The following is a 21,543-nucleotide window of genomic DNA, read 5'->3' as shown; positions in this document are numbered from 1 at the left end:
CCTCTCAATTCTGAAATACTTGTGCACCCACAACTTGGTTGCGCCCTTGTCTTTTTGCCTGGTAGAGCGCGCTGTCCGCCTGCTGCATCACCTGCTCGGAAGAGTTTAAGCGGACGTCGAGGGGAGCCACCCCCATGCTGGCGCTATAGCTGATCGACACCTCTCCACACACCAGCGCTGTCGCCGCAACGTCCTGACGAAATCGCTCCGCCCATACTTGGGCGTCTTCTATCGATGCCGCTTCCAACAACACAGCGAATTCCTCCCCCCCAATCCGTGCAGCCATGTCGGTTGCGCGAACATGTTCCCTCAACCGTGAAGCAAAGTGCTTGAGCACCTCATCGCCGCATCCGTGCCCATAGGTATCATTGATGCGCTTGAAGTGATCGATATCGCAGAGCACAAGTGCTGCTTGTATCTCCGGGCTGCGTTTGAGGCGCGCCCATTCCAGCTGTAATCGTTCGTTAAAAGCCCGCCGGTTCGACAAGCCGGTCAAGGGGTCGGTGATCGCCATGCGCAGCAACCGCTGCTCCATTTCCTTGCGAGAAGAGATGTCGAGCAGAGTGCCCACCATCAATTGCCTGCCCGTGTCACCCAGCCAACGACCGCGATCCAGCACCCAAATCCAAACGCCGGATCGATGACGAACGCGGTACTCGCACTCCAATCGCTCCGACGGATTTTCTTGGTAAGCGCGCACCTTTGCCAGAACGACCGGTAAATCCTCCGGATGAATACGCGCTTGCCATGCGGCATGGGTGGCGCCAATCTCCTCGTCGGAGGTCAAGCCGAACATCGCCAGACTGCGGGCAGAAAGCCTGAAGCTGTCGGTGGCAAGATCCCACTCCCAGAATCCCAACTCTGCGCCTTCCAGGGCGATGGCGATCCGTTCGTTGTCGCCGATTTTCGCTTGTTGGCGATGCTTCAGCTCGTCACGCCTGTGGCGATTGGTACGAGCAAAACGCCATAACGCAACCGCCATGCCAACATTGGCAAGTAGCGACACCATCAGCCAGATGGTCGGCCCGTTCATGGTCTATCCCCGCCTGACTGACTGAGTGCCTGCCGTAATTCCTCGATCCGGTGGTCGACTTGGTCGGCGTTGATGCCCAACATCAACAGTACCTGCTCGGCCAGTCCCAGTCCCGCAGCCAGGTACAACGGGTACAGTCTGACATTGGGCAGATTACGCAAAAGCTGGGCATCCGTTACGCGCTCAGTGGCCACCACCACGGACAAGCTCAGGCGGCGGTCGAGAACCGCCTGAGCGATACGCAGGGCCGTCTGCGGACGGGCAAACGTCAGCACCACCAGGCGGGCATGGGCCAATCCGGCGGCGGCCAGGGTGTCGAGCCGACTGGCATCGCCATACGACACCGGCGCCCCCATCGCACGCCCCGCTTCGACCCGTTGGCGGTCCGATTCCAGCAGCAAATGCGGTATGCCTGCCAGGCGCAGCGTTCGGCTCAGCAGCAGCCCGACGTCATCCGCCCCACAGATGATCACATGGTCGCGCAACGACCGCGCCCGCTCGGCGACTTCGCCTTCTTCGGCCTGCGGTGGCTGACCGAGTGCGCCCGAGCGGCTGAAAGCCCGCGCCCATCGGTCATGGTGTCGGATCAGGAGCGGTGCCAACCCCATGCTCAACACCAGTGCCACCAGCATCGGTTGCACCATGGTGGCGGCGATCAGGTGCTGCTGCATGACCATGCCCAGGAGCAGCAGCGCAAACTCGCCGCCATGACCCAGCACGATGCCTGCGCGCCAGGCGTCGAGCGCCGACAGGCGGGTTGCGCGCAGCGCCAGAAAGTTCAGCCCCATCTTGAGAGGCACCAAGGCCAACAGCCAACCCAGTACCGCCAGCGGTGCGGCCACGATCTGCGCGGTGTCCAGCTGCAGGCCAATGGTCACGAAGAACAGGCCCGACAGCACATCACGAAAGGGCTTGAGGTGGCTTTCCATGTGGTGCCGGAAGTCGCTCTCGCCCAGGACCATGCCGGCGAGAAAGGCCCCCAGGGCGGCGGATACGCCGACGGCGTGTGCAGCAGCGGCTGCCGCCACGACCACGCACAAGGAGACCAGCACGAAGGATTCTTCGTGGCCCTGCCGCGCCACCCAGCCCAGCAGGCCATGCAACAGACGACGCGAGGCAACCGCCGCTGCCGCGAACAACACCAGCACGCCCAACACTTCGAGCAGCACGCTCTCGATCTTCGGCGAGTCGCCGCGCGCCCAGATCGCCAGCAGGGCCAGCAGGGGCACGCTGGCCAGGTCCTGAAAGACCAGCACGGCGATGGCACTGCGGCCGTGGCGGGTGGTGAGCTCGCCTTGGTCGGCCAGCTGTCGGCTGACCAGCGCCGTGGACGACATGGCCGCTGCGGCGCCGAGCAGTGCAGCGCTCTGAGCTGGCTGACCCAACCCGATCAGCACCAGGGTCAGTGGCGCGGCCACGACGACCATCTGCAAGCTGCCGGACGCCAGTACGGTCTTGCGAGTGAGCCAGAAGTGCCCCAGCGAGAATTCCAGTCCGACCATGAACAGCAGCAGGGCCACACCCAGTTCGGATATGAAAGTCAACGCCTCTCCCGGCGCGATCACACCGCTGACCGAGGGGCCCAGCAAGGCGCCGACGGCGAGGTAACCCAGCAAGGCGGGTACTCTGAACGCCGCCGTCGCCACCACCGCGAGGCTGCACGCCGCCAGCAGGATCAGGGTAGTGCCGAGCAAATCCTGCATCGGTCAGCGTCCCACCTGTGCAGAGGCCCAGCGCACGATGTCCTGCGAGCCCATGGCGCCTGCCTGGCGGGCGATCTCACGTCCGCCCTGGAACAGGGCGAGCGTCGGAATGCTGCGGATACCGAACTGCGCGGCCAGGTGGGGCTCAGCCTCGGTGTTCACCTTTGCCAGCCTGATCCCGGGTTCGAGCTGGCGCGCGGCTTGTTGAAACTGCGGCGCCATCATCTTGCACGGCCCGCACCAGGGCGCCCAGAAATCGACCAGCAGCGGCAGATCGCTGCGCTCCACGTGGCGCGAGAACGTCGCCGTCGTCAACTCGATGGGCTCGCCGGTGAACAAGGGCTGCTGGCAGCGGCCGCAGTTGGGACGATCCGCGAGCTTGGCGGCCGGCACGCTGTTGATGGACTGGCAATGTGGGCAGACGATGTGGAGTTCATTTTTCATGGTTCGCTTCCTTGGACTGCGGTGAGGTTGCCTCGCTTCGGATCACCGACATCGCCGACCAATTTACGCCTTTGATCCAATCGTTCCCGTCTTCGCTCACGCCGGCATCTTCCACGTGAGCCGCAATGAAGGCTTCGGCTTGAATGAGCCCCGCTCTGACAGCATCTATCTTATTAGGCATCCGCAGGATTTCAGCAGCGCAGCCTGCATCCAGCCCATCCACCCGGATAAGCAGAAAAATGCGGCGCCACAAGTGCGGCATACCCTTCATCAGGTCGAATGCAAATGCGAATTCGCTCGATCTGTCACCAATTTCCTCCTGTTCGGCGATTGCTGCTGGGTCGGGAAGCCGACTATCAGCCATGACGTCGGCCAGGCTGAGTGCGTCATCAGGCTGATAAAACTCGTAGAACTCTTCCTCTACCATGGCCTCCGCCATGTCCTGCGCATCCGCTTCGACCGGCGCATCCAGCGAAACGGCCTCGCCATATTGCCGGCTGTTTGCCACTTCGCGATCAATGACGGCAAAAAGATGCTTCAAAAGATCGAGGTAAGCGGCATTTTCTTCTGGAACGGATGTCCATACCGATTCAGCCAGAGCAATCGCTTCGTCCACCACGTCGTGCAGCGTCGGATAATCGCGAGGCAAATCACCGGCGGCATGCAGATAAGCCAACTCGCGTTGCGCAACGGCCTCAACCTTCGGCAGCAGCGTCTCGATTATCCCGCGTGCTTGCTGGACGACAGAGGCAGGTTGAGTGTCGATCCGCGCCTTGAGCTCGCGCAAGCGTTCACGACGCGCCTTACGCTTGATTTGATCCTGAGCGCTCAGCCGATCAAAGTGCTTCTTGGCCTGCCGGAACAACGCCTGCGCTAGCATGTGCGCGAGAGGCGTCAGATCGTTATGCGATGCAGTGACGCTGACGATTTTTTTGCCCGGCAAGTGCATGTGGCCACTGGCCGTTAAGCGAGATCCTTTTTTCGCGCGTTCGAGGACGATTTGAAGACGTACCGAATCTTCGGAGCGCTTTTCGATCAGCGGCTTGAGAGCGGGTTCAACCGCTTTTTCTACAGACATTCGCCAAGGTTCATGAAATTCTTTTTCGACGAGTCGATAGCTATATTGTATACGCATGCTCAAGCCCTTTAGGGTTGTCCGCCCAGGTGAGTGGACCCGGGTGATTGGATATGTTGATTTTCAAAGATGATCTTACGGTTTGGTTTTTCACGCCCTTACCGCTGACGCGCTTTGCGCAAACGCCAACTAAGAAGCAAAAGAGTCATACCGAAGATCGCAGCATGGAAACCCAATACCCAGCCCGCGGCCAGAAATGATTCGATCGGGCGGGTAAAAAACATCCATAGGATGATCGCACCGAGGAGCACGGAAAGCAGCCCGCTGAGGGCAAGCCAGATCTCGCCCTTGATTTCCCGGCGCAGACGAACGGCGGCGGATATCTCCAGCATACCGGTGAAAATTGCCCAGAATGCCACGCTTACCCACAAGAAATAGGCCAACGCCAAAGTGGCAGCCAGAGGGGCAACTACCACAACGACACCGGTGAGTATGCCGACGATGCCGCTGAACAACAGCCAGCCCCAGCGCTGCTTTTGCCGCATTTGCCGCACCGCTGCAACCAGGTTGAACGCACCATTGACCAAAGAAAATGCGCCGAACACTATCGTCATGGCGAACAAAGCCGAGTGTGGCATCCAGAACGCAAGGGCTGCGAAAATCAATGCCAAGACACCGCGCAACGCAAAAATCCACCAATTTTCGGTCAATGAACACAGTGTTTTGGTGGGCTCATCCGCACTGGAATCGGCGATGGTGTCTGTGTTCATGCTATATCTCCTAAAGATCTAGTGGGGTGAAAAAGTAAACACTCCTGAGCCAAGAGAGGGGCGCGACGCGCCCCTCTTACGCCCTATCCAGCGGTTTCAGAACAACTTGGACAGCTTTGCCTTGATTTCATCGAGCCAGCCTTTTCCGCTGCCTCCCCCAGCCGTCTTTTGCTTGACTTTCTTGAGTTCAGCATATAGGGGCTCAAAGTCCTTCTTCTTTCCATAGCCCAGCAGTTCTGCCATTTCCAACTGCTGCCGCGCTTCTTTCAATAATGTCTCCAGGCGCTCATTGGACGCTTCGCTCCGCTGACCATCTTCTACCAAGGTCTCGGCGCGCTTCAGGAGCAGCCTGGCGCGCAGGGCGGGCAGCGGATGCACGCTGCGCGTCTCGACCAGCGTGCTGAGCGCTGCCTGCAGCGCGGCTTTGGCTTCTTCAATCTTGCCCTGATCGATCAGCGGCACGACTGACTTCACGGCTGCGGGATAGGACGCCAGAGGGATGTTGGTGACCGCGATCACGATTTCACTGGCCAGCAAAGCCAGCACGTGACGTGCCTGTTGCACCTCGCCATGTTTGAGGGCATCCAGCGCCTCGTCGGTCATCGCCTCAATGGTTTCCGTGTTGGCGAACAAGTCGTGCACGATGGTGCGCACATCAACGGGGGCCAGGGCGAGCGTGGGTTCGCGCGCAACGATCAGCTCCAGCTTTCCCGTCACTTCGGCCAGCGTTGCCAATGCGCGTGCAGCGTCCTTGCCGTCAAGTGCGGCCAGCGCTGATTTGGTCAGCGCCAAGGCCGAGACGGCCTCATCGAGGACTTGTTTACGTTTGTCTACCGCCTGCGAGTCCGTTTCCTTCTGAACCTCAGGCTGTACCTCCGTGACGACTTCAGGCTTGGCCTCTGGACTGACAGGAAGGCTGCTTACCGCGGCCTGTTCGTTTATTTCTTTGTTCGTCGCATTGGGATTCGATGTTTGCTCATTCATGGTGATATGCCTCGTATGAGTTAGTGAAAATAGGCGAATCTATTGGGGCTGACTGCGAACATCGCGAGACTGACCGACCGAACAGTCGGCCCCTTCATCACCTCAAAACAGCTTTTGGAGGCGCGTCTTCAACTCGTCGAACCATCCCTTGCCGCTTTTTCCTCCGGCGGATTTCTGCTCGATAGCCTTCACCTGATCGAAGATGGGCTTGAAGTCCGCCTTCTTGCCATAACCCAGGATCTGCGCCAGCTCGATTTCCGTGCGCACGTAGGCCAGCAGGGCGCTGAGCTCCTCGCTCTGTTTGGCATTGCGCTTGCCGGTCTCGGCCAGCTTTTCCGCTTTTGCCATCGCGGCTTCGGCCCGTAGCACGGGCAGAGGAAAGGCGACCGAGGTCCTCACCAGCGTGTTCAGCGCTCGGGCGAGCACCGCCTTGGCATCGTCAATCTTGCCGCTGTCGATGAGCCGTGCGGCCGAATTGATCGCTGCCGGGTACGTTGCCATCGGCAGGTTGTCGGTTTCGATCACGATTTCGCTGGCAAGATTGGCAATAATGGGCCGTGCCTTTTGCACCTCGCCATCATCCAACAACTCCCGAGACAACTTGACCGCTTTCTTGACCGATTCCACGTTGGCGTGGATATCGTGGGTGATGACGCGTACATCGACCGGCGCCAAAGCAAGTTTTGGGTCACGCGCCAATACCAGTTCCAGCTTTCCGCTGGCCAGTTCCAGCGCAGCGAGCGCCTCCTTGGTCTTCCTTGCATCAAGGAGGATCAATGCCTCATGGGTCTTGGCCAGCGCAGTGATTGCATCTTGGGCGAGTTTGGCGCGCTTTTTATCGGCTTCCCGGGCGGCCTTGTCATCTACCTGTGGCTGCGCCGCTTTGGATGCGGCAGAGGGTGCTGCAGCACCTGGGCTAGAACCTGCCGCCGATTGGGCCAGAGCCGGTCCGCTCAGTCCGACGACGACCGCCAGGGCAAGTGCGGAGAAGGTTGATTGGGGCTGTTTGATATTCATGATCTTGGGTTCCTAGTTAAAGTTAGTTGACTGAGATTTCAATCTGTTTCGGTTTGGCTTGCTCGGCCTTGACAAGCCGCACTTCCAGCGCGCCGTCTTTCATCGAAGCCGTCACCTTGGTCGGATCAACGTTGTCAGGCAAGACAAAGCTGCGCACAAAGCGGCCATACGCACGTTCGATGCGGTGGAACTTCTTGCCCTGCTCCTCTTTTTCCAGTTTGCGCTCGCCGCTGATGGTGAGCACACCGTTTTCCGCGCTGACGCGCACGGCATCCTTGGGGACCTCCGGCAGATCCAGTTTGAGGATGAATGCGTTCTCATCCTCGCTGATGTCCACCATTGGTGCCCAGTCCGCCGTGGTCATGGCTTCGTTGCCGGTACGGGCGCCCTGTCGCTGGGGTGTCCGTCCCAACATCGTCGCCAGGCGGTTTTGCAATTCATCCAGTTCCCGGAAGGGGTCCCACGGAGTCAATGCAGACATATCGGTTCTCCTTGAACAATTCCGGCGAATTGGATGACGCACCGAACAGAGCCGCCGGCTCACTCTGAATAGCGCCTACTACTTTTCGTTTCCATCAAGAACAAGTCCTTGGGTCAATTGAAGGATGTCGTTCTCGTCGAGCGTTTCCCGCGCCAGCAGTTCGCGCGCACAACGCTCCAGCACCGCGCGGTTGGTGTCGAGAATCCGGTAGGCGCGCTCGAACACGCCCATCACGATGTCGCGGATGGCCTGATCGATGCGCGCCTGGGTCGATTCCGCCACCCGGCAGCCGCCGCTGGCCAACTCGGGCGTGTCGAGGAAGCGCGGCCGCTGCGCCTCGAAGGCGATGTAGCCCAAGCCTTCGTCCATACCGAAGCGGGTGATCATGTCGCGGGCGATGTCGGTGGCCCGCGCCAGGTCGTCGGCCGCCCCCGTGGAGAGTTCGCCAAACACCAGCTTCTCGGCCGCGCGTCCGCCCAGGAGCACGGCGATCTTGTGTTCCAGATCGCTGCGCGTCATCAGGAAACGGTCTTCGGTCGGGCGCTGCAGGGTGTAGCCCAAGGCGCCGATGCCACGCGGGATGATGGAAATCTTGTGCACCGGGTCAGTGCCCGGCAGCGCCAGCGCCACCAGCGCATGGCCCATCTCGTGATAGGCCACGGTCTCGCGCTCCTTGGGGTTGAGCACGCGGTTTTTCTTTTCCAGCCCCGCCACGATGCGCTCGATGGCGGCGGTGAAGTCCTGCAGCTCCACGGCCTGCGAGCGGCGGCGCGTCGCGGCCAGCGCCGCCTCGTTGACCAGATTGGCCAGATCCGCCCCCGAGAAGCCGGTGGTCAGCGCGGCCACCTGCTCGAGGTCGACCTCGGGTGCCAGCGTGACTTTCTTGACATGCACCTTTAGGATGTCGAGCCGGCCCTTCTTGTCGGGGCGGTCCACCAGCACCTGGCGGTCGAAGCGGCCGGCGCGCAAGAGCGCCTGATCGAGGATTTCGGGCCGGTTGGTCGCGGCCAGAATGATGAGCCCCACGGAGGCATCGAAACCGTCCAACTCGGTCAGCAACTGGTTGAGCGTCTGCTCGCGTTCGTCATGACCGCCGATCGGGCCGCCGACGCCGCGCGCACGGCCCAGCGCGTCGAGCTCGTCGATGAAGATGATGGCCGGCGCCTGGCCGCGGGCCTGCTCGAAAAGGTCGCGCACCCGCGCCGCGCCCACGCCGACGAACATCTCGACGAATTCCGAACCCGAGATGGAGAAAAACGGTACGCCCGCTTCACCGGCGACCGCCTTGGCCAGCAAGGTCTTGCCGGTGCCGGGCGGCCCCACCAGCAGCACACCCTTGGGGATGCGCGCCCCGAGACGGCCATAGTCCTGCGGATTCTTCAGGAAATCGACGATCTCGACCAGCTCCGCCTTGGCCTCATCCACCCCCGCGACATCGGCGAACGTCACACCGGTGTTCTTTTCCACGAACACCTTGGCGCGGCTCTTACCGATGTTGAGAAACCCGCCCATGCCCTGCTTCTCGGCGAAGCGGCGGAACAGGAAGAACCAGACGCCAAAGAAGGCTACCGCTGGCAGGATCCACGACAGCACATCGCGCAGCCAGGTGCTCTCCAACACGCGGGCATAGGGCACGTCGTACTTCGACAGGCGATCGGCAAGATCGGGTTCGACCCTCGTTGCCACGATCGTCGTCTTGCCCCGGCTGTCCGGCGACTTCAGGCGCCCGGTCACCGTACGATCCGACACCAGCACTTCGGCCACGCGACCCTCGGCCAGCGCCTTCTCGAACTCGCTGTAGGGCACCGGCTCGACGGTGTTCGCCGTCTGCCAGTAGCTCTGCAAACTCAACAACAGCAGGACGGCAACGATCCAGTAGCCGGTATTCCATTGATTCTTTTTTTCCATGGGCCGTGTTCCTCGAAAGTCGAGTCGCCAGAGGATCAGGTGAACAGACGGGCCGCGCCGTCACGCAAACGGATGGCCAGCGAGCGGGAGGGCAGTGCCGCCGCTGATGAGCAGCCCCCACGGCGTGGCCGACCGCGGATCACGCTTGTAGACGACCGCGTGACCCGCGGCCACGACCGCCACCGCGATCGAGGCCAGGGAAGCTGCCCATGCCAGGCCGATGGGATCGGACACGGCAGCCTCTCCCAACATTAAGACGCGTCGCTCGCCGACTTCTTCTTGCGAGAGCCCTTACTCGCGTCGCCATGCGGCGCCTCGGCCGCCTTCGCGGCATCCGGCTGCTCTGGCTCGGCCGGAGTCTGCGGTGACTCATGGCGTTCGAACACCACGCGTTCGGCCTTGTCGTCCCAGCGTGCGCTGGCGTGATCGCCCTTGCCGATTCCGCCGCCGAGCATCTCGCGTGCCAGCGCGGTTTCCAGCTCGCTGCGGATCAGGCGCTTGAGTTCACGCGCACCGAACTCCGGCTTGTAGCCTTCCTCCGCGAAATGATCGATCAGGGTCTGATCGAATCTGAGCGTCACGCCCTGGCTGGCGGCGCTGCGTGCCACGCGATCAAGCTGCAGGCCGACGATGTGGCGAATCTCCTCCTTGCCCAGCGCATGGAAGACGATGATCTCGTCGATGCGGTTGATGAACTCGGGACGGAAGTGGCCGCGCAGCACGTCCATCACCTCGGCCTTGGTCTTTTCGTACTCCTCGCCGGCCGCCCCGCGCGCCTTCAGCCGTCGCTGGATGATGTCCGAACCCAGGTTGGACGTGGCGATGATGATGGTGTTGGTGAAATCCACCACCCGGCCCTTGCCGTCGGTGAGGCGGCCGTCATCGAACACCTGCAGCAGGATGTTGTAGACGTCGGGGTGTGCCTTCTCGATCTCGTCGAGCAGCAGCACACTGTAGGGCTTGCGCCGCACCTTCTCGGTGAGCTGACCGCCTTCGTCGTAACCGACATAGCCCGGAGGCGCGCCCACCAGCCGCGCCACGGTGTGGCGTTCACCATATTCCGACATGTCGATGCGCAACAGGGCGTGCTCATCGCCGTAGATCGATTCGGCCAATGCCTTGGCGAGCTCGGTCTTGCCCACCCCGGTCGGGCCCAGGAACAGGAAGGTAGCCACCGGTTTGCTGCCTTCGCGCAGACCGGCGCGAGACAGCCGCACGGCATCGGCCACGGCACGGACCGCCTCGTCTTGTCCCACCAGGCGCTCGTGCAGCCGTTGCTCCAAGTGCAGCAGCTTCTCGCGTTCTTCCACCGTCAGCTCGTTGACCGGAATGCCGGTCAGGCGCGAGACGATCTGCGCGACATGCTCGGCTTTGACTTCGGCACTGCCCGAGGCGCGCTCGCGTTCCCATTCCTCGACAAGCTTCTTGAGTTCGGCCTCTTTGGCCTCGATGTGCTTGCCCAGCTCGGCGGCCTTGTCGTATTGCTTGCGCGAGGCCACATAGCCCTGCTCACGCCGCAGCTGGTGCAGTTCGGACTCCAGCTCCTGCACCGCCACCGGGCGGGCCGTGGCCGACAGCTTCACGCGTGCGGCAGCCTGGTCGAGCAGGTCGATGGCCTTGTCCGGCAAAAAGCGCGCGGTGATGTAGCGGTCCGACAACTCGGCGGCGGCGATGATCGCATCCTCGGTGATGCTGACCTTGTGGTGCGCCTCGAAGGTGTCGCGCAGGCCGCGCAGGATCATCATGGTCTGCGCCACGGTCGGCTCGGGCACCATCACCGGCTGGAAGCGACGCTCCAGCGCGGCGTCCTTCTCGATGTACTTCTGATACTCGTTGAGCGTGGTGGCGCCGATCAGGTTCAGTTCGCCGCGCGCCATCATCGGCTTGAACACGTTGGCCACGTCCAGCCCGCCTTCGCCGCCACCCTGGCCGGCACCGACGATGGTGTGCACCTCGTCGATGAAGAGAATCAGCTCACCCTGGTGCTCGGTCACTTCCTTGAGCACCTTCTGCACGCGCTCCTCGAACTCGCCGCGGTACTTGGCGCCGGCCACCATGGCATTGATGTTGAGTTCCACCAGGCGCTTGTCGCGCAGCGTCTCGGGCACTTCGCCGGCGACCATGCGCTGCGCCAGCCCTTCGACGATGGCGGTCTTGCCGACGCCGGGCTCGCCGATCAGCACCGGGTTGTTCTTCTTGCGCCGGGCCAGCACTTCGATGGTCGTCTCGATCTCCTGCGCGCGGCCGATGACCGGATCGAGCTTGCCCTCGCGCGCCATCTTGGTGAGGTCGCGCGAATACTTGTCGAGTTCCGGCGTGTTGGTCGGCGTCTCGGCGCGGCCATCCTCGGCCCCTTTGCCGACCACCTTGCTTACCTGCTGGCGCAGCGCTTGCGGCGTGAGGCCGTAACGGCGCAGCAGGTTGGCCGCCAAACCTTCGCCTTCCTCGGCGAGCCCGATCAGGAAATGCTCCGGCCCGACATAAGAGTGGCCGAGTTCGTTGGAGGCCACGAAAGCACGGCTGAGCGCGTCCTTGACCCGGGGCGACACGCCGATCTCGCCCTCGAACGGCTTATCGCCGCGCTTGGCTTCGGATTCGATCTGGCGCTTGAGGTCATCGACCTTGATCTTGAACTGCCCCAGGATGGTCTTGACCACGTCGCTGTCGGATAGCGCCAGGAGCAGGTGTTCGGTATCGACTTCGGCGCGCCCGAACTCTGCAGCGTGTCGGGCGGCCTCCTGCAATAGGGCCTCGGACTGTTCGCTGATACGGCTGGCGAGCCCACTGCCGCGACGGCGCGCGGTGCCCGTACCGGCCGGGGCGGGTTCGCCGAACGAGGCATCGACGACCTCGTCGGTATCGGCCGCCATGGACGGTGCGTCGTCACCGATGCGGAAGAAGTCGCTGCCAAGGAAGTCTTCGAACAGCCCGCTGCGCGAGCCGAACAAGGCTTCCAGCGGTGAGACGGTGCGCTTTTGCTGGCGCACCAGTTGGCGATAGTGATCGTCACACAACAGCATGGTGCTGTGGCGACCATTGAGATTGGCTTCCACCCGCACCGTGGCGGGCTGGCCGCAGACTTGGCATTGTTTTCTGGCCATGCTGATGCTCCTGTAAAGATTGATCTGACGAGGCACCGCCGATCACGGTGCCTCATCTCTTTGTGGTTTTTGAGAAAAACGCGCTGCCCCGCGTCAGCCGTTGATCGGGATCGAGCGCCCCTGCTTGGGCGTACTGGCCTCGCGCTTTTCCATCGTGATCGTGAGCACGCCGTTCTTGAAAGCGGCCTTGATCGTGTCCTGGTTGGCATCGGCCGGCAGGTTCAGAGCGCGCTGAAAGCTGCCGTAGGAGCGCTCCACCCGGTGGAAACCGCCGTCTTTCGTTTCCTGCTCCTGACGCTTTTCACCGCACACCAGCAGCACGTCGTTGTCGAGCGTGATCTGGATGTCTTTTTCCTCGATGCCGGGTACTTCCAGGGCGATCTTGTACTGCTTGTCGGTCTCCTGGATGTCCAGCGCCGGCTTCAGCATGCCCGGCCAGTCCGACGGCCAGCGTGGCATGGCCAGCGTCGGGAAACCGAAGCCTCGAAACGCGTCGTCGAACAGGCGGTCGATCTCGCGATGCAATTGCAGGATGGGACTGACGGGTCCACCCGCCACCGGCAGGTCATTGCGCTGCACCGGGAGCGAGGCAGTGCTCTGTTGTTCTTCCTGCTCCTTCTTGAACCAGTTCCAGGGAGCCAATTTCTTGAAATCAATGTCCATGTCACACCTCCAGACGAAAAATTGAAGACTCTCGCTCACTCCGTTTGCCTGCGGCGACGGACAGCGCGCCCAGACGACACGGAGTGTTCCGCTGACTTTGGCTGCTCATCTGTGCGTATCACCTCCTTCTTTCTGCCTGCTTGGATCTGATCATTGATCCATCGATCGATTTCACTTTGACGAAACCGCCACGTCCCGCCGACCTTGAAGGCCGGAATCTCCCCGTGCGAGGCGAGCCGGTAAAGCGTCCGCTTGCCGACTTTCAAGTAGGCAGCCAACTCGTCGAGTGTGAAGATCGCCTGCTGGCGCGCTGTCATACCACCCCCACAAGTTCCGTCGTCACGCGGCCTCGCCTGAGGAAGTTCTTGCAAGACTTTGCAAGATATTGCGCCTAACATGCCGAAAGTCAAGAGGCAACATCTCGCGATCTGCTGGGCAATTGATGTGACTTAAATTTCCAGAGAGGGTGTTCTGGGGCAGTCCGATCCGGCGATAGGTAAAGGTTTGATCGGGAGCCTACAAGTGCTGCGGGCAGCCGCAGCCAAACGCCGGTCCTCACGTTGTAACCGAGCGCCCGCAGCCCCTTGTTCGTCCGCATGTTCCTTGGTGGAAACTCATCCGGGCGCGCCCAGTCGACGATTTCCCCGAGGCTGCTCAGGCCAACGTGCGGAATTGCCCAGTCGTCGCTGCGGATCGCGTTCCAGAGTCGGGCCGAAACACTTCCGTTGCCCCAGACAGCGTAGTTCAACAGTATCCGTCCGGCCAACACACCTTCCCGACACCGCCGCCGAAGGCCATGGTGTCCACCTAATTTAAGTGGACACCATTTCTGGCCCATCAAGCGGATTTTCCATGCCCCCTCAGCGCCGTACCTACAGCAAATCTTTCAAGGCCCAGGTCATTCAGGAGTGTTCTGAACCCGGTGCCTCCATCGCAAACTGGACCGGCCAGACTTCCGTAGACATTCATGAGCCGCTTTGCGCGTAGCGCCGTTCAAACTCTACAGGGGCCAGGTTGCCAGCGAAACCATGCCGGCGAATTGGGTTGTAGAACATCTCAATGTAATTGAATACATCCGAGCGTGCCTCGTCCCGGGTGGGGTAGATCCGTCGCTTGATCCGCTCTTTCTTCAGTGCACTGAAAAAGCTCTCAGCCACCGCGTTGTCATGGCAGTTCCCGCGTCGACTCATGCTTGGGATCATGCCATGCTGCTTCAACAACGATAGCCAGTCGCTGCTCGTGAACTGGCTGCCTTGGTCAGAGTGGATGATCAAGCCCGCAGCAGGCTTTCGCTTACATACCGCAGATACCAGTGCCTGTAGCACAAGGTCGGTGGTCATCTGGGACTGCATCGCCCAGCCCACCACCTGCCGTGAGTAAAGTTCGACGATCACTGCCAGGAAACTCCAGCCCTCGTAGGTTCGGATGTACGTGATGTCGGTGACCCATACCTTGTTTGGTGCAGTGGGCGAGAAGTCGCGATTGACGACGTTTTCAACCATCCCAGGCGGACCACCTCGATGGCGCGGCTTGGTGCCGTAGCCAATTTCTGCCCTTATGCCCTCTGCCTTCATCAGACGTCGAACACGATGGTGGCTGCAACGTTCACCGGCCTCACGAAGTTCCCGGGTGATCTTGCGGTAGCCGTACACCGTTCCGCTTGCCAGCCACGCGTGCTTGATAAGGCCGCGCAGACGATCATCCTCACGACGACGCGGCCTGCCCGAATTGCCCGCCCATGCGTAGTAGCCACTGCGGTTAACCCCAAGCACTCGACACATGGCCGTCAGCCTGAACTCGCCCAAGTGCTCACGCATGAAAGCGTACTTCGCCGTCACCCCTTGGCGAAGTACGCCGCGGCTTTTTCTAGGATGTCGCGCTCTTCAGTCAGACGTTTCACCTCGGCCTTCAACCGACGCACCTCGGCTGAGTCCTTGGGCGTCGGCAACATCGACCCCTCTGGTGTGCCCGCCAAGGCCTCGCTCTTGGCCTTGCGGAGCCATTGGTAAAGGCTGTGGGATGAGACCCCCAGCCGCTTGGCAACCTCGGCTACAGCAAAACCTCTTTCGGTAACCTGCTTGACCGCCTCGGCCTTGAACTCATCCGTGTACTGCTTGCTCACCATAGACACCTCTCTCGCTTCCATTGATTATGGCTCTGAGATGTCTACGAAATCCTGGCCGGTCCACACGCCTCTTGAACTCCTCCAGCGCGTCACGTGCGGCCGCAAGATCATCCTGTCCCATGTGCCACTCAATAATGTAAGTGATGAAGGACGTATTGATTGGCTGGTACGCGTCCATGGCCTTCAACACTTCTCCAAAGCGGCCCTTTTCGGTTCGGTAGGGATTGAGGTCGTACTGCATCTGTTGAGCCGTTAGTGCCGCCTGGAAGATCTCTGCAGCTGGCTTCTTGCTCATGACGATACGGTAGTACGGGCGGATTGCCGCCTTCTTCTCGTTTTCAATTTTGAGTGCTGCGTAGTCCATACCACGATGGAAGCTGGCCTGATTGAGCAACCGCGTGTTGTACATCTCTAGCATCTGCTCAAAGATGCTTTGAGCATGAGCCTCAGACATGCCAACGGCCAGGACCACCACGCGGTACTCACCTCCAAGTCGTTCGCGGACGAACCACTCCCAGGCGATACCTCCGTTCTTCTGCCACGCAAAAACACCGCGCCCGTATCCCGCGTAAAACGGCACACCCTCCCCGTCCACATGCAGCCACGCGTAGTTCTTGGTGCAGTGTGGACCTGACATCCACTGGGTCTGTGTCACGCACGCATCGTTGCTGTACGACGCGAGCAACGGCACGTCCACGCTGATCTTGCTTACGCCCGACGCTTTGGCCTGTGCAATCAACTCTTCAACGTCAACGAGCTTGAACGTCACTGTCCGTCTCCCAATGCGTACACCTTGAGCACCTTGCCGGTTTGGACGTCCACGACCGCAATCTTGAGCAAGCGTCCTTCAATGAAGTGCTGCTCGTCCTCGTAGTGGGTTGGACGATCAATAGTCGGGTATTCGCGTTCAGTGTCCTGTGTGATGAGTGGCGGGACAACTTCGTACTGGAACACCTGCGTCAGACGGCCCTTGTAAGAGCGAGCGTCTGCGGGTTCCATTTGAAGAATGGCATCGACGGTTTCATAGTCCGTTTCCAAGCCCTGTGTATGGGAGACAGCAGTGATGAGTGCTTTTTGTGGTAGCGCCACTTGGTAGGTTTGCCGCTCAGTTTTGGGGATGCGCGCACTCACACCGTAGGCATTGGTGCCTATGTAAGAACTCTCACGCCTCTTCGTCTCCTTTCCATAAAGGGGAGCGTAGTAGCCACCCACACGATGCATCTTTAGATACAGCACATCCCCTTCGTACTGCTTCTTCTCAGCGTTGTACTTCCACGTGTTGTCCAGCGCCCTAATCACCATGCTTCCAGCGCACAGTTGGCCCGTAGCGATGGCCGCAGGAAGTGCAGCAACCGCGCCCTTGGAGCGTGTGGCGTGATCTGCCTCACTCTCAAATTCGTCCTTCCCAGGTATCGACTTCAATGCGTTGTACACCGCCACCATGTCGTGCCCAGCAAAGGTCGGTGGGAGCGTCGCCCCCTCTTCCAGCGTGCACGCCGTTGAGAGCGGCAAGGGCGCGGCGGACAGACTTCCACACCCCATCAATGCTGCTACAGCGAAGATCCTTTTCACTCGTTTTCCCCTGTGGTGGCCTTAGATATCTTGGATTACGGATAAAGATGGGTGAGCTACCCTTTCAGATCATCGGGTATGGACTGAACCCCAAACGACACGGATCGGGCACTATCTTTTTCGGCACGCTGCACTTCAGCTCGATGCATTGCAAGGCTCAGGTACACGATTGCAGAACGTGCCATAGTCAAGACACGCAAGGCTTTGGCTTGGAACTCGTCAAACGTCATCTGTTCCGACAGTCGGTCGTGGTGCATTGATGTTTCGTCACACTCGGAGCGGGTCCAAACAATCTTGAAGAACCGATGCTCCAAGGCATTACGTACGACGTGCAGTTCTTGAGCGTCCGGAGATGCGTATTGTCTAATGTCCTCGTTGAAGATATCTTCGGACAGGCTGTACAGCGCGTGCAGCCATATATTTTGACTGCCTTCAAACTCCGGGCGAATGGTTGTCTCTGTGCCCTTCTTGGGTTCAGTCCGCCACAGTCGTGCGAAGTCAGCCGATTTGCGTTTAGCACCAATCTCCCAGCGGTCACGCACAAAGTACGCAACCTTGTCCAATAGCGAGTAGGCGGCACGGAACGCGGACTTGGTCTGCTCAATTGCGATGCTGTAGCGCGCACTGTCGGCGTTGGACGACAACATTACCTCGCGGTCGGCCGGGTGCGTTGCCTGTCCATCTTGCCCAGCGAACAAGCACCAGCGGGCGTAGATGTACTCCTGCTTGAGTTGGTTGAACGCTGCGAGGTACGAGATCCCAACACCATCCGCACGATGGGTCGGAAGCGCAAGGGAGTCGGTTGCGGCCACAGACCGTGTGTACCCATCGTTCATCGGGTTGAGGAACAGCCTGTTGTCCAGGCACCAACGGCGATACTGCTTCTCCTGGTAGCTCCTGCCAAGTGAGAACTTGTCCATCCAGGCGAGATCCGGATTGCGGTCAATACCATACTGATCCATGCGCTTCTCAACTGTTTCCAGCATCCATTGGAAGCGTTCTGCGGCCTCAAAATATGTAGCGCCATGCGCTCCAATGGCAACGGCCCCGCGCAGTTGGGCGCGGCCCTCAATGCAGATCCATTCGCTGTGCCCCGAGTCATACAGGTTGCGGGCATAGAACAGCAACGCGCCACCCATATTGCCTTGCGCCATCGCCAGCATCGGGTCAAGAGTCAGGGCTTTTCGCCACTGTTCAAGTGCGTCAAACACGCGACCAGTCTTGTTGAATGCGTTACCCAGGTTGGAGTGGATCTGCGCACGATACTCAGCTGAGTGTTCCGAATAGCCCTCATGCGCGATAGCCGAGCGCAATTGATAGATCTGAGCGGTGTTGTCCGGCTGGTTCCACGACAATGCGTTGTCATCGGTACGACGATGTATGTACAACCATCCCAAAGCGTTGGCGTGGAAGTAATGCAGCATGCACCCATGCCGCTGGTGGTCCAACTCGCCAAACTCTCCGATCACCTTAACGCAACGCATCAACAAATCAAGGTCTTTGCTTTCACCCGCTGCATCGATGAGCGCGCCCAGTTGATCGATCTGTGTGGACGTAATCGAGCCATCCACTGCCCGAATGGACAGTTGGTCAGCAAGCGCAAACATCTGTTCATGGGTCAAAATAAGCGCGGTCAATGCGTTCTCCGAACGTCAGCGTGTAGCATGGCTTCCTAGTCTCCATTACACACCGACATGAGCCTAATTTCGACCGTTTTGCTTCTGGCGGCTGTTGGGAACCCCTCGCCCCCAGTTCCCGTGGAGTCCAGCGTGCTGGTTGCTTCGTACGCGCGCGACAGTGCCAGCGCTGACAAGAGGTACAAGGGCGCGAGGCTTCGCGTGAGGGGGGTCGTAGCCAAAGAGCCTGATCTCTACAGGCGCTCGCCCTCCGTGGCGCTTGAAGGCTCTGAGATCTACAACCGGCCTGTGGCCGTGTTGGACCCAGCCCGTAAGGATGAGCTCGCCGGTTTGCGCGCTGGACAGTCGGTCACCCTCGATTGCCCGGGCGACGGCCACGTCTCCGGCACGCCGATGCTCATAAAGTGCACGATGGTTCAGCCTGTGCCCGACCACAGCCGCTAGGGTTGTAGGCCACTCCACAGCCGAAAACTTAGTGGTTGGTTGCTTCACTACCACCCAAGCATCCACTGATGTGCTGTTTAACGGCTGCTTGTGCGCGACTTTTTTATCGCATATACCTACATCGGCCCCTTCCACGGGAGACGACGATGGCTAAGAAAACAGTACCCAAAAAGTTTCATGACATTGACGAACGCTTTATGCACTCCATGGCACGGATTGCCAAGGATCATGAGGACGGTGCAAGCCTCACCAATATCGCAATGACTTGCAACAGCAAAGCGAAAGGCATTGACATTGATGAGGAGTTCTTGGAAAAGGTGCTGGCATTGCGCGAGTGCAATCGCACGCACACCATCTACACAATTCGCGACCAAATGAACACACAGCGCATCATCAAGGAAGTGAAGTCGGAACCCGCAGCGGATCTGCCGACGTACTCGGAGGACGAACTGGACTGCTTCACCACTGTCTTTGAAGACTAACGTCCCTATTAACCAAAAGCCCGCACAATGCGGGCTTTTCTTTAGACGTTACATTCGCCGTTTTACGCGACTGGGTTCATCCTCTAATCCTACCGCGTCGGCCAACAACTTACGCTGGTGCTCAGCCACAATTCGTGGAGCACGATCAGCAAGATCACGCCACACAAATTTACGATCCCGGTAGACCATGTACTCATCGGATGTCTTCATTCCGTATTCCGGGTTTTTAATCGTTGGATCTGCACCAAATTGAACAAGCATCTCCTGCATTCGGCGTGACTTGGCCAAGTACAAAAGCTCGCCGTCAATTTGGAAATTCCCCCGAAGCATGCGCTCAAGCAAAACCCTGGCGTACTCACAGTTGTCATCCATCACCGTGACTTCCAGAATTCCACGATCAAACGCCCCAGGCTGGTTGAAGTACGAAACGTCCGCAAGATCTTTGAAAATCTCATACCAGTTACAGAAGTAAGCCACCCACAGCGGATGCCTTTCTAGCAATTCACCGTCGCCGTCGCGAAAATCAAAACTATATGAATAGTTCTTAAGCAGGAAACGGGCAATATTCGGTTTTCTCTTGATAATTAAAAAGGATAGAAGCGGATAACCATTTTTAAACATCATATTTACATCCGCGCCTTGAGACACAAGAAGCTTTGCCATCGCATTTGACTTCGTACACAGAAGCGGACAGATCTCGGTTTCGTGCACACTATTCGGATTTGCTCCCGCTGCTAACAGGATTTTTGCAATAGCAATGTTGTCGTTGGTCGCTGCAACACACAACGGCGTGCTTCCATTGCTATCCACCGCACTGTAATCAGCTCCAGCTTTAATCAACAGTTCTACGAGGTCGATCCTGCCAACTTGGACTGCTGAGTGAAGGGGTGTCTTATTCAAGGACTCATACTCTGTAGGTTCACCCAAACACTCAAGGCCAACATTTGGATCTGCGCCGTGTCCAATCAAAACGCTCGCGAATTCATACGCCCCATCCTTAATGCACTCGTGCAACAAAGTGGCGTTCTTACAATGACTCTTGTCGCTGACGACGCCGCCCGATTCATAGTTGACGTCACCGCACGCCGAAACGATCTGAGTAAAGTCTTCAAGACTCTGACGCAAGTACGCGTCACGCGCCCAGTAGACACCCACTGATTTACGCTCAGATTGCTCTATTGCCTTGAGAACATACACCACATGTTCGTCCTGGACAGCATCCTCATCGATTGACTCAGTCTTTAATCGACTTTCCCCCTTTTTTCGAAATCTGTAAAAGTAATATGCGGTATAGCTACACGCACCAACAATAAATCCAAATACAGAGAAAGTGATAAATTCAATTATTCCCATGAAACCCCCTTGTTAGTAGTAATGAATTCAGGGAAACATGGAATTCAACATTGTCAAGCTATGCGCAAATTGTTTTTCAGCAACGCAACTCGCACTACGTTGACAGAGTCAATTATTGCTGATGTAGCTGGCGAAACGGACAGGGAGGTATACATATGAACTTACTCGAAAGCACCGGCCGAACCATTATCAGCAGCGGCCAGGACACATCCAATCTGCTCAGCGAAGCAACGCAGCGCGCTGCCCATGCCAACGAGCTTAAGAAGATCAAACTTGATCAGCAGGAGGCACGTCTAAGTGATCTTCAACACCGCAATGCAATGGAGAACGTACAGAAGATCCAGCAGCAATCTCGACTGATCGAAGAACTGCAAAACAAGTTGCGGCGTTCCGAGTACAAAAGAGAAGTGCTGCGCGATCTGGCCGCAGACGTGATCATTGATCGTGCAACCGTTTCCCGCAGCATTCAGACCTTGAAGCTCAAATGGTCGCGGCCAGAGCAGCACGAACAATTTCAGCAGGATTACGTGACCGCGCGCAATGAAGAAAAGGTAAGCATTGAAGGTGACGCGTTACGCCAACATAAAGCCTATGACCTTGTGGATGACGTCGCCGCAAGCTGGTCCAATCCTGAGTCTGTTCGCCGCCGCCGCCAGCCCAAACTGCCAGCATCTACGCCTCCTCCCATCCCTACGTCCAACACCTAAAAGTTTTGGCTCTGTTAGCGTTGGGTGTTGGTTTTCAAACGCAC

20 protein-coding genes and 1 pseudogene are annotated in these 21,543 nt (G+C 59.0%); 2 read left to right on the top strand and 19 right to left on the bottom strand.

The features are described 5' to 3' along the window. Positions 1-4 precede the first annotated feature (4 nt). The 18 genes and pseudogenes from RWO33_RS00335 to RWO33_RS00250 form a co-directional block, all read right to left on the bottom strand. A complete protein-coding gene (locus RWO33_RS00335) occupies positions 5-1,033 on the bottom strand; it encodes a sensor domain-containing diguanylate cyclase (RefSeq protein ID WP_178125697.1) in 1,029 nt (342 codons plus the stop codon). Beyond that, positions 1,030-2,736 carry a cation:proton antiporter gene (locus RWO33_RS00330; RefSeq protein ID WP_016782893.1) on the bottom strand — a complete coding sequence of 569 codons (1,707 nt, stop codon included), beginning with the start codon at positions 2,734-2,736 and terminating at the stop codon, positions 1,030-1,032. Before RWO33_RS00330 ends, RWO33_RS00335 begins: the two co-directional genes overlap by 4 nt. Before the next feature lie 3 nt (positions 2,737-2,739). After that, positions 2,740-3,180, bottom strand: a complete 441-nt coding sequence (gene trx-GI / locus RWO33_RS00325) for a heat resistance system thioredoxin Trx-GI (protein ID WP_000787151.1) — start codon at positions 3,178-3,180, stop codon at positions 2,740-2,742. Beyond that, positions 3,170-4,315 carry a hypothetical protein gene (locus RWO33_RS00320; RefSeq protein ID WP_029611654.1) on the bottom strand — a complete coding sequence of 382 codons (1,146 nt, stop codon included), beginning with the start codon at positions 4,313-4,315 and terminating at the stop codon, positions 3,170-3,172. The genes trx-GI and RWO33_RS00320 overlap by 11 nt, the downstream gene beginning before the upstream one ends. Before the next feature lie 98 nt (positions 4,316-4,413). Continuing rightward, the gene (locus RWO33_RS00315; protein WP_314100836.1) at positions 4,414-5,025 is read right to left on the bottom strand and encodes a DUF308 domain-containing protein; all 612 of its coding nucleotides are present in this window, start codon (positions 5,023-5,025) and stop codon (positions 4,414-4,416) included. Positions 5,026-5,121: 96 nt separating this feature from the next. Further along, positions 5,122-6,009 carry a heat resistance protein YfdX2 gene (gene yfdX2 / locus RWO33_RS00310; RefSeq protein WP_314100835.1) on the bottom strand — a complete coding sequence of 296 codons (888 nt, stop codon included), beginning with the start codon at positions 6,007-6,009 and terminating at the stop codon, positions 5,122-5,124. A gap of 102 nt (positions 6,010-6,111) precedes the next feature. After that, entirely contained in the window at positions 6,112-7,026 is a 915-nt protein-coding gene (yfdX1, locus tag RWO33_RS00305; protein ID WP_282270882.1) for a heat resistance protein YfdX1, read from the bottom strand. Between the two features lie 22 nt (positions 7,027-7,048). Next, complete coding sequence (gene hsp20-GI, locus RWO33_RS00300; RefSeq protein ID WP_262252121.1) at positions 7,049-7,507, bottom strand: small heat shock protein sHSP20-GI; 459 nt, start codon at positions 7,505-7,507, stop codon at positions 7,049-7,051. A gap of 78 nt (positions 7,508-7,585) precedes the next feature. Then, positions 7,586-9,415 (bottom strand): ATP-dependent zinc metalloprotease FtsH, encoded by a 1,830-nt coding sequence (gene ftsH / locus RWO33_RS00295; RefSeq protein WP_314100830.1) that lies wholly within the window; start codon positions 9,413-9,415, stop codon positions 7,586-7,588. Between the two features lie 60 nt (positions 9,416-9,475). Then, positions 9,476-9,649, bottom strand: coding sequence for a hypothetical protein (locus tag RWO33_RS00290; RefSeq protein WP_312553988.1), 174 nt, complete (start codon positions 9,647-9,649; stop codon positions 9,476-9,478). A 17-nt stretch (positions 9,650-9,666) separates the two neighbouring features. After that, complete coding sequence (gene clpK, locus RWO33_RS00285) at positions 9,667-12,516, bottom strand: heat shock survival AAA family ATPase ClpK (protein WP_314100826.1); 2,850 nt, start codon at positions 12,514-12,516, stop codon at positions 9,667-9,669. 93 nt (positions 12,517-12,609) lie between these two features. Beyond that, on the bottom strand, positions 12,610-13,179 hold the full coding sequence (locus RWO33_RS00280) for an Hsp20/alpha crystallin family protein (protein ID WP_314100824.1): 570 nt from the start codon (positions 13,177-13,179) through the stop codon (positions 12,610-12,612). 35 nt (positions 13,180-13,214) lie between these two features. Continuing rightward, positions 13,215-13,496, bottom strand: a complete 282-nt coding sequence (locus RWO33_RS00275; protein WP_012761384.1) for a helix-turn-helix domain-containing protein — start codon at positions 13,494-13,496, stop codon at positions 13,215-13,217. Positions 13,497-13,723: 227 nt separating this feature from the next. Next, positions 13,724-14,017, bottom strand: a pseudogene (locus RWO33_RS00270) (hypothetical protein); the annotation flags it as partial. Between the two features lie 127 nt (positions 14,018-14,144). Then, positions 14,145-15,304, bottom strand: a protein-coding gene (locus RWO33_RS00265) for an IS3 family transposase (protein ID WP_314101045.1) whose coding sequence is annotated in 2 segments (ribosomal slippage) — positions 14,145-15,046 and positions 15,046-15,304 — 1,161 coding nt in all. Because the reading frame shifts where the segments join, the coding sequence is not laid out codon by codon here. After that, positions 15,279-16,073 (bottom strand): hypothetical protein, encoded by a 795-nt coding sequence (locus RWO33_RS00260; RefSeq protein ID WP_314100817.1) that lies wholly within the window; start codon positions 16,071-16,073, stop codon positions 15,279-15,281. Before RWO33_RS00260 ends, RWO33_RS00265 begins: the two co-directional genes overlap by 26 nt. Beyond that, positions 16,070-16,876, bottom strand: a complete 807-nt coding sequence (locus RWO33_RS00255; RefSeq protein WP_314100816.1) for a hypothetical protein — start codon at positions 16,874-16,876, stop codon at positions 16,070-16,072. The genes RWO33_RS00260 and RWO33_RS00255 overlap by 4 nt, the downstream gene beginning before the upstream one ends. A gap of 56 nt (positions 16,877-16,932) precedes the next feature. After that, positions 16,933-18,513, bottom strand: a complete 1,581-nt coding sequence (locus RWO33_RS00250; protein ID WP_314100814.1) for an LA2681 family HEPN domain-containing protein — start codon at positions 18,511-18,513, stop codon at positions 16,933-16,935. Positions 18,514-19,103: 590 nt separating this feature from the next. Here RWO33_RS00250 and RWO33_RS00245 point away from each other — a divergent pair. After that, complete coding sequence (locus RWO33_RS00245; RefSeq protein ID WP_282257743.1) at positions 19,104-19,439, top strand: hypothetical protein; 336 nt, start codon at positions 19,104-19,106, stop codon at positions 19,437-19,439. Positions 19,440-19,487: 48 nt separating this feature from the next. On the opposite strand, the gene RWO33_RS00240 is transcribed toward RWO33_RS00245, so the two are convergent. Next, the gene (locus RWO33_RS00240; protein WP_282257744.1) at positions 19,488-20,792 is read right to left on the bottom strand and encodes an ankyrin repeat domain-containing protein; all 1,305 of its coding nucleotides are present in this window, start codon (positions 20,790-20,792) and stop codon (positions 19,488-19,490) included. A 155-nt stretch (positions 20,793-20,947) separates the two neighbouring features. On the opposite strand from RWO33_RS00240, the gene RWO33_RS00235 reads away from it, so the two are divergent. Next, positions 20,948-21,499, top strand: a complete 552-nt coding sequence (locus tag RWO33_RS00235; RefSeq protein WP_282257745.1) for a hypothetical protein — start codon at positions 20,948-20,950, stop codon at positions 21,497-21,499. Positions 21,500-21,543: the final 44 nt, after the last annotated feature.

The sequence above is a fragment of the uncultured Stenotrophomonas sp. genome, assembly GCF_963519925.1.
GTDB lineage: Bacteria > Pseudomonadota > Gammaproteobacteria > Xanthomonadales > Xanthomonadaceae > Stenotrophomonas > Stenotrophomonas maltophilia_AE.
Note: the sequence above shows the minus strand (reverse complement) of the source record. Positions and strands in the feature narration are given on the sequence as shown.